At 59.1% G+C, this 16171-nt stretch carries 13 protein-coding genes; all 13 read right to left on the bottom strand.

Annotated elements, in window-relative coordinates; translation table 11 throughout:
- Positions 1–34: 34 nt before the first annotated feature.
- Complete coding sequence (locus EDC30_RS00190) at positions 35–2593, bottom strand: FimV/HubP family polar landmark protein (RefSeq protein ID WP_243656587.1); 2559 nt, start codon at positions 2591–2593, stop codon at positions 35–37.
- A 239-nt stretch (positions 2594–2832) separates the two neighbouring features.
- Entirely contained in the window at positions 2833–4074 is a 1242-nt protein-coding gene (locus EDC30_RS00185; RefSeq protein ID WP_165973673.1) for a tetratricopeptide repeat protein, read from the bottom strand.
- Positions 4071–4964, bottom strand: a complete 894-nt coding sequence (locus EDC30_RS00180) for an ExeA family protein (protein ID WP_132256197.1) — start codon at positions 4962–4964, stop codon at positions 4071–4073. The genes EDC30_RS00185 and EDC30_RS00180 overlap by 4 nt, the downstream gene beginning before the upstream one ends.
- Positions 4965–4975: 11 nt before the next feature.
- Positions 4976–6694, bottom strand: coding sequence for a pilus (MSHA type) biogenesis protein MshL (gene mshL, locus EDC30_RS00175; protein ID WP_132256195.1), 1719 nt, complete (start codon positions 6692–6694; stop codon positions 4976–4978).
- A 14-nt stretch (positions 6695–6708) separates the two neighbouring features.
- Complete coding sequence (locus tag EDC30_RS00170) at positions 6709–7110, bottom strand: MSHA biogenesis protein MshK (RefSeq protein WP_207907188.1); 402 nt, start codon at positions 7108–7110, stop codon at positions 6709–6711.
- Complete coding sequence (locus EDC30_RS00165; RefSeq protein WP_132256193.1) at positions 7095–7823, bottom strand: MSHA biogenesis protein MshJ; 729 nt, start codon at positions 7821–7823, stop codon at positions 7095–7097. The genes EDC30_RS00170 and EDC30_RS00165 overlap by 16 nt, the downstream gene beginning before the upstream one ends.
- The gene (locus EDC30_RS00160) at positions 7820–8431 is read right to left on the bottom strand and encodes a PilN domain-containing protein (protein ID WP_243656586.1); all 612 of its coding nucleotides are present in this window, start codon (positions 8429–8431) and stop codon (positions 7820–7822) included. Before EDC30_RS00160 ends, EDC30_RS00165 begins: the two co-directional genes overlap by 4 nt.
- 65 nt (positions 8432–8496) lie before the next feature.
- Positions 8497–9372, bottom strand: a complete 876-nt coding sequence (locus EDC30_RS00155) for a type IV pilus biogenesis protein PilM (RefSeq protein ID WP_341539850.1) — start codon at positions 9370–9372, stop codon at positions 8497–8499.
- A 198-nt stretch (positions 9373–9570) separates the two neighbouring features.
- Positions 9571–13266, bottom strand: coding sequence for a DUF6701 domain-containing protein (locus EDC30_RS00150; protein WP_132256188.1), 3696 nt, complete (start codon positions 13264–13266; stop codon positions 9571–9573).
- Between the two features lie 74 nt (positions 13267–13340).
- Positions 13341–14069 carry a pilus assembly PilX N-terminal domain-containing protein gene (locus tag EDC30_RS19560; RefSeq protein ID WP_207907187.1) on the bottom strand — a complete coding sequence of 243 codons (729 nt, stop codon included), beginning with the start codon at positions 14067–14069 and terminating at the stop codon, positions 13341–13343.
- Positions 14066–14989 (bottom strand): prepilin-type N-terminal cleavage/methylation domain-containing protein, encoded by a 924-nt coding sequence (locus EDC30_RS00140; protein WP_132256187.1) that lies wholly within the window; start codon positions 14987–14989, stop codon positions 14066–14068. The genes EDC30_RS19560 and EDC30_RS00140 overlap by 4 nt, the downstream gene beginning before the upstream one ends.
- On the bottom strand, positions 14986–15588 hold the full coding sequence (locus EDC30_RS00135) for a prepilin-type N-terminal cleavage/methylation domain-containing protein (protein WP_132256185.1): 603 nt from the start codon (positions 15586–15588) through the stop codon (positions 14986–14988). Before EDC30_RS00135 ends, EDC30_RS00140 begins: the two co-directional genes overlap by 4 nt.
- The gene (locus EDC30_RS19865; RefSeq protein ID WP_279389742.1) at positions 15575–16090 is read right to left on the bottom strand and encodes a pilus assembly FimT family protein; all 516 of its coding nucleotides are present in this window, start codon (positions 16088–16090) and stop codon (positions 15575–15577) included. Before EDC30_RS19865 ends, EDC30_RS00135 begins: the two co-directional genes overlap by 14 nt.
- Positions 16091–16171: the final 81 nt, after the last annotated feature.

Here is a 16171-nt window from a genome sequence, read left to right as displayed (position 1 = left end):
AGCGCTGCGCTATTACGAAAGGAAGTCGCCGGCATTACTGCCAGTCGATTTCCTTCAACAGCTTCTTCAGCATGGCCTTGGCTTTTTCCACCTGCAACGGCGAACCGCCCTGGATCACCTCTTCCAGCAGCACGCGGGCACCGACATGTTCGCCGATTTCCTGATATGCCAGCACCAGGTCAAGCTTTCTGGCCATGTCGGCCAGTCGTTCCGGATCTTCGGGGCCCGTTTCTTCAGAGGCAGCGGTAGCCTGTTCATCCAGATGCAGATCTGTTGCCTGGCTCGATGTCGGCAACAGGGGCTCCGGCTCTGGCGGCAAGTCATCTGCAAATGATATGGCTGGTTCCGGTTCGTCTATTGGCGCCAACCCGATCGTATCGAATTCCATGACGGCCGGTTCCACAGGCTGCTTCTTCACCGGAGCTGCCGGAGCGGCAGCCATCTTCCCGGACGCCTCAGCTTTGAGCGCGGCCGATTTCAGCGTTACCTGTCTTGTCACGATCTGCTTCGAAGTAGCCCGGTCGAAAACATCGGCTTCCTGCTCATCGATGCCCGTTGGAGCTGAGCCGCCTGAGTCTGCAGCAGCCAGGCTGACTTTCTGGCTGAGCTGCCGTGGCTCGGAATTGTCGAAGTTCAGCTGTCCGCGCCATCTCATCACTTTCGGATCTTGCGCGACGCTGATCAGGTGAACGATCTCGCGATATACCGTCAGGTCAAAACCGGCCCGCGCTCCTTCGCGCTCGTCCAGTAACAGGCTTTCGAGGTAGGAAATGATGCTATCGCCTTCCCATAATTCCTCGATTTTTTGCACGACATGCGGATAGTCGCGCAGGCAGCGCATCGGCGCTTCCTCGCCCCATGCCGGCGCATTCGTGTTGAATACCTTCTTGATTCGGGATGCCAGTGCCCGGTAATCATCCTTTTTCCCGGTGACCCGATACAGGTCCAGAAGATAAATCCACGGCACGGGAGATACCGGATGGGCGATCTCCAGGCACGGCTTGAGCATGTCGATGGCGCGCTCCGGGTCGTTGAGCAGCATCCAGAATTCGGCTTCCTGTATCAGGTCGGATATTTCCTCGACTTCCATTGACCATTCGCCGGACTGGTTCTTTTCTGGCGAATGCTGCGGCTTGTTAGCGGAGCCCGTGTCGGCGACGTTGGCGGCGACCTGTGCTTTGACCTTCTGCTCTGTTCCTGGTTGTGGAGCGCGCAGATGCGTCTGCGTCGCCGACTGTGCAGGATTTTCCGCCGCTAGCACATGTTCGCTTGGGTTCTTTTCATCCGCAGCTTCCTCGACTTCGATACCCTGGACCTGATGGGCGGAGGCACGCTTCGATGCAGGCTTCGCTGCCGGCGCTTGCATGGTGGGCAATTGCGATGCCCAGTCGACGGCGAGCGCATCGTCAAGCGGCACGCCGCGCTCCCAATCCGAGTGCTTTGCCTCGGTCAGCACACTGGTCGAGGCATCGATTGCGGCAAACGTATCATCTTCGCCGAGCGTGTTATCCCACGCCTGCGTTTCCGTATGCTGGCCGAACATGGTTTTTTCCCATAACTCGGTAGAATGCTGCCGCCCGAGCAGTTGAATCCTGCGATACAACCAGCCGATGGCACCCAGCGCGGCAAGCAGCAACACACCCAAGGCAATGATCCAGCCGGATGGAACGGCCTCCCGCCTGGCACGCTCGATCGCAGACTGGTCGGCCTGGCGCTGCAGTTCGTTTTTTTCCTTCAGCGCGGCGGTCTGCTTTTCGAGATCCTGCAATTTGGCTTGCATGTCTTGCAGCTGCTTCTCGCTGGCCTGCGCAGGATCTTCATCGCGCAGGATGGCCGCAAAGCGGTCATAAGCCTTCTTGAGCTCGACGGCGCTTTGCGCATCGCCGGTATCGCGCGATTCGGAGAGCGAATCCGTCAGCTTCAGACCAGGCGAAAACGTAGCGCCAGTATCGATCACGACATCATCGCCCGAAAGTTTCAGGACGCTGCGGGTGACTTTCCGCGCTTCCGGCTGCGCAGGTGCCTTCGTTGCAGGCGGCTGAACGGCGGCGTGTCCGCTGCCGGTTGCCGGTTCCGGGTTTCGTGACCTGCGGCTGCCGGCGCGGCGGGAAGTCGCCGGCATCGTGCCGTCTTCTGCGGGCGCGATCATGGGCTGCGCCTTCAGGCCGAGCTTCCCATTGTCCGCAGAAGGACGAATCTGCTGATTTTCCTGGGCGAGCTGCGGCAAGCTTAGTACCGGGTCCAGCAGGAGCTGATAGCTGCGCTGGATACTTCCACCGCATGAAACCTGAAGATTGAGTGTCACGGCAGGCTCATTGACTGCCTGGCGGGTACTGAGCTGGATAGTGGCGGCGTCGCCTGTATGCGCCACTGCCGCACGCACCGGCATCATGGATGCGCCATCCGGATGGGCCAGCGCGACCTGGATGCACGAGGCCGTAAGTTCCGACGAGTTGACACCGAAAACTGGCACGCTGGCATGGAGTGCCTGGCCCAACGCCGATTGCACGCGGATCGGTCCGAGCCCTGCGGCATAGCCGGCAGTTCCCCATGCCGCGATCACCACAAGTGCAATCGTGCGCAACGCAGGCATTCGATGATCACGCATGCTCAGTTTGTCCCCTAACTGGTGTAACCCGATTGATTATTTGTTTTTAGCGCTAAAGCCTGATCATCAGGATTAAGTTTTCCAACCTAATACAATGATTTGGCGGGCAAAATCCGATTCGCGCGTTACATGGTTTTCCAGCCGTAATAATGCCCTATCCAGGCGGGGAACTCAGTTTTGGCGCGATTGTAAAATGAGGTTTTGTGTTGAATTTACAACCATTGTTACAAACTGTTTAATCGCTCTTCGACAAAAGCCTTCAGTTCGGCAGACAAGCCATTGGCGACTTTCGCGCGCCGGAACGCGTCGATCGCTTCGGGAATGCGATTTTCTGCCTGGAGCGATATGCCCTGCCCCATCCACCATACGGCATTGCCGGGAGATCGGCGCAAGGCTTGAGCGTAATAGTCGATGGCATCCTTGTGCCGGCCATCGCGCTGGAGCAAGGCGGCGAGGAAGGCCAGATAATCCGCCCGTTCTGCTGCAAAAGCCTGTGAACGCTGCAGCGTCTCGATCGCCGGCTTGAGCTCGCTGCGCTCGAGCTGCAGGCGCGCCAGGATCATCGCCAGCCCGGTCTGACTTGCATCCAGCTGCAATCCTTCGCGCAGGATCTGCATCGCCTCATCCTGCCGGCGTGCCTGGATGAGCAAAGCCGCTAGCGTCTGGCGCGATTCGGCATGCCGGCCATCCAGATGCAATGCCTGTTCGAGCAAGTTGATCGCCTCTGCCGCGCGGCCCTGCTGGATCAGTCCCGAAGCCTTGCGATATTCGTTTTCCGCCAGCTGCCGGGGCGTCAACTCCTTGATCTGCTTGGCGATGACAGGAGCATCTGCCGGGGTGATCAATGCAGATGCCGACCCGGGCTTTGCTTGCGGCGCTTCCTTGGCAGAGGCTGTTGACGATGCCATTTCATCCGGCCTGGCACGAACGGCTTTCTGCTGCGGCTCTTCTGCAGAAAGCTGCGGCGCACCGGTAGCTCTTGCAGCCGGGGCACTAGCCGGCGCGGCCCCCTGATTCGATACCAGCGCCAAGGCCGGCGACGCCGCCTGGCTCGCCACCGATTGCGAAGCCGGCGTTGCCGACGAAGGCAAAACAGCCGCATGCTCGACGGGCGACAAGCGGACTGTTTCGACACTTGGCATCTGCTGCTCCGGCGACAGTGGCAAGCCATCCTCTTGCGCGCCGAGCACATCATCGATCTTCAGGGACAGGGCCGGCATGAGCGGCGCAGGCGGGGTCGATATTTCCTTTGCCGTATCAGGCACGGCAGCAGCATGGTGCAGCCATGCCCACGCGCCGCCTGCGAACAGCAGCGCCGCAGAAACGATTGCCGCGCCCCAGGCGGGGTTCAGGTTCAGGCCACGGCGCTGCGGCACCGCTCTAACCTGGCCCTGCAGCACGCCGCCCAATGCAGCCTGGTTGCCGCGGGCATCGAGGTCCTGCAGCATCTGATTAATCAGACTCATTTGAAATACACCCAAAGAATTGCCACGCTGGCCGTCAGTGCCGCCAGTGCCGGCGCCCATATCCGGTAACCTAAGCCGTGGCGTATCGAACCTGTATCCCTGGCCGCCGCCCTTACCTGCCTGGCATGCACCTGCTGCCGTCCTTCTCCATATGCGAGCATGAGAGATTTGTGGGCCAGGATATTGGCCAGGCGCGGCACGCCACCGCTCGCGGCATGCAAGGCCTTGACCGCATCGCGCGCAAATAGCCTGCTGCCGGCGAATCCCGCCACGAGCAAACGATGGGCAAGGTAAAACTCAAGGTCATCGCACGACAAGGGACCGAGATGGTAATGAAAGGTAATGCGCTGCGCGAGCTGCCGGATCGATTCCTGCTGCAGCTTGCGGTTCAATTCCGGCTGTCCGAACAGCACGATCTGCAAGAGCTTGCGTTTTTCGGTTTCCAGGTTGGTCAAAAGCCGCAGCGCTTCCAGGGTTTCCAGCGGCATGGCCTGCGCTTCATCCAGGCACAGCACTGCACGTTTCCCCGCACGCGCCAGGTCCAGCAAGCGATGATTGATCGACTTGAGCAACTGGTGCTGGTCAATATCCTTTTCCGGCGTCAGCTCCAGCTCCTCGGCCAGTGCCAGCATCAGCGTGCGCGGCTCGAGCATCGGATTGGGAATATAGGCCGTGACAAAATCCTTGCCCAATGTCGCCATGAACTTGCGGCACAGCAGGGTCTTGCCAGTGCCGACCTCACCGGTAATCTTGATGAAGCCTTCCCCGTTGTTGACGGCGACCAGGAGCGTGTTGAGCGCTTCCTGGGATGCGGGCGCTGCAAAAAAGTAGCTGGTGTCCGGCGTGATCCCGAACGGCAGTTCCAGCAGGCCGAAATGCTTGGTGTACATCTAAGCGGCCGTTACTCCAGCGGATTGCGCCGTTCGAGCGGATTGCGCGGCTCCAGCGACTGAATGCGGCGCTGGCTCTCCAGCACGTCCTGTGTCCATGCCTCGTTGCTTTCCACGACTGTTGGCTTCAGCAGGATGACAAGTTCACGCTTCTGCGAAACCCGGTTGGTATTGCCGAACAGCGTACCCAGCACCGGCACGCTGCCCACGCCCGGCATTTGCGAACGGTCGTTGGTAGCAGCCTGGCGCATCAGGCCGCCGATGGCGACGATCTGGCCATCCCTGCCGCGCACGATACTGTCGGTTTCGGATACGGAACTGGATGCCAGCGGCAAGGTAAAGGTGCCGGCGCTGCCGAGATTGATCGGCTTGTCCACGGTCGTGACGTCGCTGACCGATGGATGGATGTGCAGCATGATGTTGCCGCTATCATCAATCTGCGGCGTCACGTCCAGCGCCACGCCGGAGAAGAACGGCTGCACCGTCACGGTCGGACTGGTCGTGGTCGATGTGCCCGTGGTGGTGGTGGTGCTGACATTGGTGACGAAGAACTCATCGCGGCCGACTTTCAGCACTGCCTTCTGGTTGTTCAGCGTCGCAATGCGCGGACTCGACAATACGTGCACCGAACCCTGAGTTTCGAGGAAGGACAGCAAGGCAGCGAAGTTACTGGTCTGGAATGCCAGGCCGAACAAGCCTCCGGGTAATGCAGTGGGATCTGCCGCGGCAATCAGGTCCACGCCGGCGCCGTTGGCGCCGAGCTTTGCGCTTCCGATCATGCCGCTTGGCTGCAGCACGCTGCCCGGAGTGATTATCCCGGACGACAAGCGATTGCTGTGATTACCGCCTCTGAACACCGCCCAGTTGATCCCGGTTTGATAACCATCGTTGAGCTGCACTTCGAGGATCTTGGCTTCGAGGATCACTTGGCGGCCTACCGAAAGATGCGTGGCCTTCAGGTAGGCATCGACGTCACGGAGTTCGTTCCACGTGCCGCGCACCACCACCACGCCGGACTGCGGGCTGATGACGACGCTGCGACCATCCTTGCCGTTGCCGACGATCGCATCCAGGGATGCCTTGAGGTCGCCCCAGAAATCGTTGGAAGATGACGTGCTGATCCGGCTGCTTTCCAGCGAGCGGATGTTGGTTCCCGGCGTTGACGTGGTCGTCGTGCCGGTATTGGTGGTATTGCCGGTCGACGAAGTATCGCTCACCGAACCCGAGGATACCCGGATCTCGGACGAGCCTTTGCGGCTGGCGGACAGGTAATTCACCTGGAAAACGCGGGTCTGCATGCCTTGCGGCTTGACATAGATGCGCGAACCTTCGACCTTGTAATCGTAACCGTACTGTTCACGGATGGCATCGAGCGCTTCGAATACCGTTACATCCTTGAGGTTGGCGGAAATGACGCCGCTCACATCCGGATGGACCAGCATGCTGTAGCGCGTGCCGGTAACGATCGCCATGAAAAACTGCTGTGCCGGCACGGAATTGAAAGCGAGGCTAAACCGTTCTTCCAGCGGCTGCTTGGGCTTGGGCATTTCAATGTTCAGCGGCGGCAAAAGCGCTGCCGACACGGCATCCCGGTCAGCCGGACGTGCCTTGCTTTCGCTTGCCGCTTTGGTGATCTCGGCATTGATTGCATCGTAGGTGTCGCGCTTGGTCGCCACTGACGAGCAACCGGCCAGGCCCACAACCATCGCGCTCAAAATTATCTTATGCATATGTTCTCATCCACTTATTGCCGGCGGCCGGTTTCCCGCGCCTCCGCTCCGCTTTTCGTGCGGTGTTTTTCTATTCCCGGGAAAAGCTTTAAAGATTGCGGCTTGCCGTCACGCGACAGCACCACTTCGCCTTCTGAAATTTTCGTCACGCGCGCATCGCCGATGCGGTCGCCGACCTGCACCGTCTCGCCGCTGATGACGGCCACTTTGCGCTTCGGCGAAATCAGCACGGATTGCAGCACGGGCGCTCCCGAACCGGAGGCCTCAGCCGCCGCCCCCGCATGCAGCGATACCGGCGGTCTTGTCGGATCGGGCAAGTGCGTCTGCGCGAGGACCTGGCCCGAACCTGCCAGCATCAATAAGCAGCCGCAATGGAACATCACACGTCGCATCACACTGTTCACAGATTGAGCCATTTCTTGTCCAGACTTAAGGTGTATAGCGTCAGGCTGAGTGTCGCCACCGGATGCGCCTCCACCTCCAGATGTGCTTTGCCCCAGAACACCTGCATTGGCATGGTTTCCAGCTGCGCCATATAGCGCACCATGTCGGGATAGCTGCCGCGTACGACAAGCTCCACGCCATGACGATAAATCAGCGCATCGGCCGGGGCTTCCGGCTGTTTTCCAGCTGCAGGCGCGGCAGCAGCGCCGGCAGGCGCCACGTTGCCGGCTGCGTTCTTCGCCGGTGCATCGACTGCTTCGGTGATATTCGCCACAGGCAGCGTTTTCAATGACATCAAACGAAGACTGCCATCTCGCTTGAGAATGTCTTCCAGCAGAGCCGACATTCTCTCTGGCGGCACCAGGCCCTTCTGCATTGCCGACAGGGAGTCGTTCAACTGCGCTACCTGCTGCTTAAGCTGCTGCAACTGCGCGCGGTCGGCGGCATCCGGATCTTCCGTGCGCGATTTAAGCATTTGCGAAATCTGTGCACGCATCACGATCATCTTTGCCTGATCCTGCTTGATTTGTTGCGACAGCTGCGTCTGCTTCGCGAATTGCGGCTCCAGCACAAAGATATTAAGAAGGCTCACCAGCGCAAATGCCACGGCGGCGAAAATGATGCAGCGTTCCCGCAAACTCAGGGCATCGATCCTGGATGCCAGCTTTAACCATTGTTGTTTCATTTGCGTGCCGCCCCCGTATTGCCTGCCGCAGCGTCAGTGCCACCTGAATGCAGATTGAATTCGATGTAGGGAGCCGAAACTTTTCTGGGCGGCGTGCCTGCGCTTGCTCCAGAGCCTTCCTCGTCCACCTGCGGCACTTCCATCTCAAGCGCGGCAAAGGATTTTCCTTTGAGTGTAGATTCGGATTTCAGCCGGCCGATATACGCCGGCACCAGGTCAGGCCGCACGGCTCTGCCTCTCAGCGCGATTTCATTGCCAGCGCCGTGAATCGACAGACCGGTCAGCCACAGCCCTTCAATGCTTTGCCGGGCAAACGCCCGCAGGTATTCAGAGTAACCACGGGTATCGCCGAAATCGCCCTTCTGCAGGATGGTGGTGACCTGTTGCAGCGACTGCAATTCAGCAGTTGTCTTTTGCAAGTCTTCCTGCAGGCCCGCACTTTTACCGCGCGGCCCGTATTCAGCCGTCACCTTGGCCAGTTCGGCCTGGACCTGCGCGACCTGTTCGGAAGCGCTGCGCGCCTGCTCCGTCAAACTGGACACCTGCATGAGGGCATAACCGACGACCGCAAGCGAGCCGGCCAGCACCAGGCCCAGCGCGACAGCCATGTTATTTGCGGAAAAATATTTTTTCCGCTTCAGGAATATGGGATTGAAAAGGTTGATCTGCTGGCTCACAGCTGCTTCTCCTCTTCACGCAAAGCCGCGCCCAGATAAAGCAGGAATTTCTGCTGCACGAGAGGCTTCTGCAAATCAGGCGTCTTGGAGAAATCCAGCACATCCTCAAGCTTCAGGTTTTCAACCGGCACATACAGGTTGGATGCCAGGTAATCGCGCAATTCCGCGGCGGCTTCCGGCATCGGCCCCAGCACCAGGCGGGCCAACGGAATGAAATTGAATTGACGATCGAAGTGATCGAGCGAACGCTGCAACTCCAGCGTAATGCGGTCGAAACAGGCGTCGCGGCGTTCCACATCGCTTTCCTGCAGCTGCGCCAGGGACACGTCGATGCGGCGTGACAGATACAGCTCGCCGCCATGAGTCACTGTCAGCAAGCCGCCCTCCTCGGTAAACGTCAGCATGGCCAGGCCGCGCTGCGGCGTTTCGAGCAACACGGACAGGTTTCGCTGCGCCATTTCCGGCACATCGATGACCGATAGCGGGACCTTTGTCTTGGCAAACAGCGCCTGCTTGTTTTCGATCAGGCCGTTGCGGGCGGCAATGGCATACATCGAATGATTGCGGGTCGGCGCGTTCGGGTCGGGGGGAATATCCAGCACATCTATCGTGGCATCGTCGACGTGATAATCGAGCATGTCTTTCAGGCGCCAGCGAATGGCTGCCTTCAATTCATCCGCCGGCACATTCGGCGCTTCCAGAGTAAGGATCTGGTATTCGTCCGCAGCCAGCATGGTGCCGCACTGATAGCGAACAGCGTGCACGTCCTTGCTTAAGCGTTCCAGGAGTCCTTCGGTGCTCTGAAGATTCCCGGGATAAAACGCCAACAGCTCCACTTCAGGCTTAGCCGAAACGGAGCGCTTGATATGCACTGCACATAGTCCATCGGCTCGCAAACCGATAGCTAAATAACCAGCATTTTTTTTACTTTTTGCAAATAAACCCATGCCGCAAATTATCGAGAAGTTGCTTGAAGTTATGTTAATAAGCTTTTGCTGTCAATGTCTTTTAAGCGGTTGCAACATTAAGCAACGAAAGTTTGCAATCCTTTGATCCATCAGCTTTTCAGGTTAATAACGCTCCCTGAAATAGATCACCGGTCCGGACTTGTAAATACCGAATGTCTCCACGCCTTTACCGGGCAAATAGCTGTTCAGCGGCAGCCCGGCCGGGGACGTCGTGCTGGTGCTCAGTACCAGGCTGCCATTCCCCGTGGGGACGGAGGTCGGCTTGTTCAGCGTGAGGATGCCTGTCCCGTTTTTCATCACGCTGCTTCCGGCGAGGCTGGTGGCAATCGTCGAGCCCGAGCCTTGTGTCAGGCTGAAATTGCCGGCGGCTAGCGAGGTGCAGCTGTCGGCGCCATTGAAAATATAGGTACCGGTTGGCCCATTCCAGTATTGCGCCTGGACGGTTACCGGCAGCGGCAGCAAATGCGAACCGTAAACATTCGGGATCAACAGGCGGCCGTAACGCACATCGGTTGATCCAACCAAAGCACGCTCCTGATCACCGTCATTGTCCGCATCCATCTTGTCTTTCTCATCCATCGCCCCCAGCGCCACACCCACGCCATCGGCGTCACGCGGTGCGATGCCGATCTTGAGCTTGGCATACGCGCCATCCGGCTGATCCGCCCGGTGCAGTATGACATTGGCAGCAAAGCTGGCCACGCCATTGTTCCAGGCCGGCGTAGGCAGCGAGCTGGTCACCGCCACGCGTGGTCCCGCCGCCCGTGCGATGGCTGCGGGATTCGCGACGCCACTGCAATCAAAGGTGGTGGCAGATGGCGTGGTAGTAGAAAAGAACACGTCGCACACGTCGTCGCCCAGGGCGTATTCGCTTGCCGTTGCCCACAGTCCGAAGGAATTGTTGCTGCCTAGGGCATGCCAGCTCGTCGGTGCAAACCTAGCATGCACTCCGGTTGTGTAATTCAAGGTGGCGGCGTTCGACGCATTTTTTGCCGTCAGCTTGAACTCGACCCGGAACGGTTCGCCCATGTACGTAAACGCCGAAGCGGCAGGTGTGCAGGTGGTATCGCTGCGATTGACGATTTTCGACTCGCTGATCTCGAAGTGATTGGGAATGAAGCGGCCAAAATCATTACTTTGGGCAGCCAAGCCAAAATTGCACCCGTACCTTCCGGAACTGTCTTTAGTGTTGCTGAAGCTGTTGGCGATACAGTCGTTCTCGGTGCTGACACTGTCGATGCCGGTCCAGGTCGCGGCCCGCAGCGTATCGCACGCCGCAGCAGTGCCGCACTCCCCGCTCACTACGCCGTCGTACACGCCGCGCGGGATTTTGTTGGAGTCGGTTTCAGCCGATGTCGGATCCAACTGCAAGATTCTGAAAGCACCCACTTCGCTATAGGTAAAGTTGCTGGTGGTCGCGATGCCGGATGCCGCAGCGGACCCAAACTGATTTGGCGTTACCTGCCCGGATGCCGTAGCCGGCGACACTGCCTTTACCGCGCCATTCGCTATTTTCAACTGGCCGGTATACCCGGTGGCATTGCTGCCTGCTGCATTTACCGTAGTGGCTGTCAGCGTGAAGTTGTCGCCACCGGCTTTAAAGACTGCTGCACCGGTCGCATTCGGTGAGGTTAGCGATGTCACCGCGGTTGGCCGCACGGAAAAAGAGTCGACCGAACATGCCGCCGCAGTCGAGGTAAACGCTCCGCAAGACGACGACGTACATTCGCGCATCACGGCAATCAGGTTTTTGTATGCCGAATTGAGGGTGAAGTTGGACGATAGCTTCGCCCCTGGATCACTCGAGGTATAGGTCATGATTTGTGAGCCGCCGGTCTCTACCGCCGGCTTGCCCACGCAGGCGCTGTTGCAGGTCCGAGAGGCATCGGTGCCGCACACGCCATCGTTGTTATCCACCAGTTTTACCGAGACAAACTTGTTGCCGCCAACTGCATAGGCCGTCGACATGCCCGTGTTGGTCAGCGCCGCCACCCAGAGTTTGAACGGCACGCCGGCCAGCTTCATGTAAATGTCGCCGGTCTGGAAATTCTGATAGGCCGGCACGCTCGAACCCGCCGCGGCCGGATAGGCTTCATCGATGGCGGAAAATCCGCTGGCAATGCCGCCGGTGGAAGGATAGACCGATTGCGCGCAGATACGCAGGCTGCCGATCTCGTGAATGTTGTTCGAGCCGCCAGTCGACCCGGTGAATGAGATTTTCCAATAATCGGGGATCAGCTGGGAGATCCAGCCTTGGCCGAGCGCATAGGCAGCCTCGTTGTAGGCATTGAACGGCCCGAACAGCGGCACATAACTATTGCCATTCCTGGTCGTGGTGTCGCGGTTGACGCTGACGTTGATCGTGCCGCTTGCCGAATTTCGCGCGTCCACGATCACCTGGTACATGTATCCCGGTCCGGGAGTCGAGCCAGACACGTCGATATTCTGGTTGGCGCCGGTGCCGCCCAGCCAGCGATAGCCGCTGTAGCCGTTGCCAGGACCACGCACACCGACTGAATCCGCTCTTAACCCTGGCCCGAGCACGCGACCTTCCGTGGGGTTTTGGTAATTACCGTATTCATCCAGCGCTATCCCGACCCAACCGCCGGCAAAGCCAGGCTTGCTTGGCGACGCGCTGGTATTCTGAGCGTAACCCAATGAACCACCATAGCCGCCGGGCACGGCCGGAACCACGTAGTCGGACAAGGTCACGGCAATGCCATCTGCGCCGGAACCATTGTAGGCATAGTGGTTGAATTCCACTGATATGTAGTTGCCGGCGGCGGGAAAGATGCCAGGAACGGTTGCTGCCTTGGCATTGTTTGCCGTGTTTTCCGTCAACCGTAGCCTGCCGGTTGTGCTGTTGATTGACGGATTGCTGATGCCGTCGCTATTGGATAGCGCCCAGTTGCCGCCGAAGATCGTGGAAGGATTCAGCGCACTTCGGCCAAACGTATCGCAGACGCAAGTCAATCCGCTGGGAGCGCCGGGCGGCGGAGAGCAGAATGCTGTCTGGATCGAGTAAGTCTCGCCGGTGAAATTACCGTTGCCCGTGCCCGCACCGCCAAGCCTGTTGCCGCTGCTGGCACTATCGACAATCGAGTCATTGTCCACCAGGTCCAAGCCCAGCGTGCCATACCCGGTACCCGTATTGGCCGTCACTGTCCAGGTCGTTCCCGAACCGCTGACAGAAGTGATGCTTGCACCTGTCGCTCCGCCGGACTGAACCAGCGAAAAATCGCCGGCATCGACGCCGGTTACCGATTTGCTGAAAGTTACTGTCCATGAAACGGAGGCATTGGGAACTGTCGGATTCGTGCTGGCGCGCACAATGGAGCTGACGACCGGCGGCGCTGGCGTCACCACGATCGCGGACACGCCGATATACGTCGGACTGGCGCCGCTGCCGCAACCGTCATTGTTATAGGCGATATAGTAGACGTTATATGTGCCCGGCGTCGTCGGCGCCGTCATGTTGAAGTTGATCGTCGATAGCCCCACCGAATCGTAGTTCGCGTGATCGACCGCGGCGGTCGTGCCGCCCGACGTCGGACTAGTAGAAATCCGCCAGCGGGTACAACGCCAGCGCTGGTCATTACTGAGGTTGGAGACGTCGGTGCGCAGTACGAGGACCGTCGCCGGCACCGTCGCCCCTACCGCGACGGTAACCGGCGACGACGTATCCGGCGCGGCGCCAAGAATGTTAAGAGTTGCATGGGACGACCCGGAAAAGGTCACCAACAGCAACAGTAAGCCAAACGCATGAAGCGCCTTGCAGCTTGCGAAAAAACGTGCCATTGATCTCATTTCCCTTCTCCACTTCCACTCTTGCCGGCGATGGGCGAACCACATTGTGCGAACGAACGCCTCATTTAAAACTCCACCTGGACCTGGCGTTCGACATAATCCATGCGTGCGCTGGCATTAGGGCATCCGCTGCCCGCTGGCTGGTTACATGCGACAGCGATGATCTGGCGGCGATCAAGCGAGGCTGCGCTGGCGGTAAAAATACCCTGTACCGTGGCATCGCCGCCCGGCGACACAGCAGGGAAATAGGTGAACGTAGTTGGCGACAGAATGGAATCGACCAGATAGCTGCCGTTGAACCCGGCGGGCCCGGCTCCGCTCATGACGATCCGATAGCCGGGACCGAGGCCGTGCGGCGCCTCTGTGGTCACAGTCGCCACATTCGTCGCAGTATCATAGGTGATGCTATCTGTAGGTTGCGCCGGGATCGTGGCGCCTCCGAACGGCGTATAAGTGCAGGTCACCGTCACGCTGAAGCCGGATAAGGCCGTGCCGGCCGGCAGCGCGAATGTCCGCGTATCCGGAGTTGCGGCATTGTTGCAATAGGCTGCCGGATTCGAGCGATATTGATACAAGCCCCACTCCGTTCCTGCGCGCGCAGCCTGATAAGCCTGCGCACCAAGCACGTCAAGCGCCGAGGCGGTGTGTTGAGTCGTCGACACGGTCACGATCGCAGCACCTAGCGCAGCCAGCACCACCAGCAGGAAGATGGCGCTCACAAGCGTAAAGCCGCGCTCAGCCATGCGGCACGCGCGTGAGCGAAACGAGGCATGAAGGAAGTCAGTGGAATTCATGGCGTATTATCCACGTGCACTTGGTGAACCAAATCGATCTGTCCGCTACCGGCAGTCGGTGCCATCGTTATGCGAATACCGATCAGCCCACTGTTAATATTGCGCAGGGTTTGATAGTCGAAGCGGCAATCCTGAACGCCATTCGCCAGGATCGCATTATTATTCCCCGCGTTCGTTGCCACGTTCGCCGGGCTTTGCTGAAGCGCCGTGATCGGGTAATTCCAGTAACGCATCAGGCGCGAGGTGCCGCCAGTGCCGACGTTGCAATGATAGGTAACCGGGGTTGTCACGACCTGGAAACGCTTCGCAGGCGACTTCATCGGCGTTGCTTGTGCCGCGAATGGATTAGCTGCCAACGTAACGGTGCCGGTCGCCGCATTGACTGCAGAGACGGCGGCGCGGTTACCGCCGGAATAGGCATCGGCGCCGAGCGATGCAAAGTTCCCGCCCAGGTTATAAACGACGATCTGATCGCCCGGCACAATGGCTTGGCTCCCCGTGGGCAGCAGGCCGACCACATCGAACCGGCAGTTGGCAGGCGTCGTCAGGCAGCTGCCGGATGCCTCGAAATTCAGGATGTTCCCTACAGGCTGCATATCCTCCACGTCCAGATAGCGCCCGCCCGTTTTGGTCAACAGGAGCTCCAGCGAACGCTGGTCCGCGGAGACGCGGATGCTGTTTGGCAGCGCCAGGCGAATATCCCGGGCGATGCGGCGCATGGCGTTATCGGCCACATCGGTGGTTTCGGCGCGCGCGACAGCCTGGGTATAGCCTTCCACCGGCTTGACGATAAAGGTCGCGACTATCGCCGAGATAATGCCGGTAATGACAATGACGATGATCGCCTCGGCCAGGGTAAAGCCGCGATCACGGCTTCGCGCGGGAACGTACCGGTGTCGCAACGGATTCACCTGTCTCACGGCGTCACCTCCGGCGCGTAACGGGTGCGATACCCTTCCAGGATGATGGCATCGGTCGCACTGTAATTCACCCGGACCGTGATACGCAGCGCATTCATGTTAGCCGGCGCGCCTCCCGAAGGAATTTTTGCGCCTGTCGGTCCCAGATTGGAATCCGCCTGGATCGTGACAGTGGTGGCGTAACCAGACGGAAATGCTCCGTCAGCGACATCCGTGCTGTAAGCTTGCGCGCTGCCGAATGCGGCGACATAGTCATTCACATTGTCATAGGGGCGAGCATTGCCGCTTTCGGGACCGGCATTTTCTGGAATCGAGGCGCAGTCAGCCGGACTGGTTGCAGTTTGCGCTTTCGCATCTGCCGGGTCGCAGTAGGTAAAACGTGCGAGCTCCACTTCTTCAAGCAATGCTTCGGCGATCGCCAGAGCCTGCTTGCGGCGCAAGGGATCGGCGCTGGCACGGGTATTCTGATTCAGCACGGCCAGCACACCGGCGACCGCCACGCTGACGATCATGATGAACACGATCAACTCGATCAACGACAGCCCATGCTGCCGTTGACGGCGGCCGGTCAAACTATGGCGTGTCCTAGCGATGGACATAACCAGTCTCCTGCTCGATGTAGACATGACGCGTGGTGCCATCACCGCTGATAGCGATATCGAGTTGTGCGGTAAAACCGGAGGCCGGTTCTGTATCGGTCATGTTGAATGGCTTGCCCAGCGCATTGAAATAGAAACCGGGTTTCGCTGACGAATACGTTATTCCGGTGGGAGTCGCTATGCACAGCCAGTTGGCATCATTACTGCAAGCCGCCGACGCAGCGCTGCCAGTACCGGCAGGCGCCGGCACGCGTGTAGCGCAGGTCGCATCGAAGCAAGCCGCCACGCTGGCTCCATTCAGCCGCACGAAAACCGGCCGGTGCTGCGCAACAGCGGTTTTCTGGGCATAGCTAACGACAGAAAACACGCGATCGCTGAAGGCACGAGCATCGAAAGTCTGGCGCTGAAAGAAACGCGGGAGCGCCGTGACGGCCAGAATGCCGACGATGATCATCACCATAATCAGTTCGACCAGGGTGAAGCCGCGAGCATTCTTATGCACCGCACTTACACATATCTGACTTGAACAACGCATGCGTTCTAGACTCGAAGGTGTCGTACCAGCCTCAGTTTGTCTTTCCCA

Origin of the sequence: Paucimonas lemoignei (assembly GCF_004342585.1) — a bacterium.
GTDB classification, from domain to species: domain Bacteria; phylum Pseudomonadota; class Gammaproteobacteria; order Burkholderiales; family Burkholderiaceae_D; genus Paucimonas; species Paucimonas lemoignei.
This window is presented reverse-complemented; position numbering and strand designations above follow the sequence as displayed.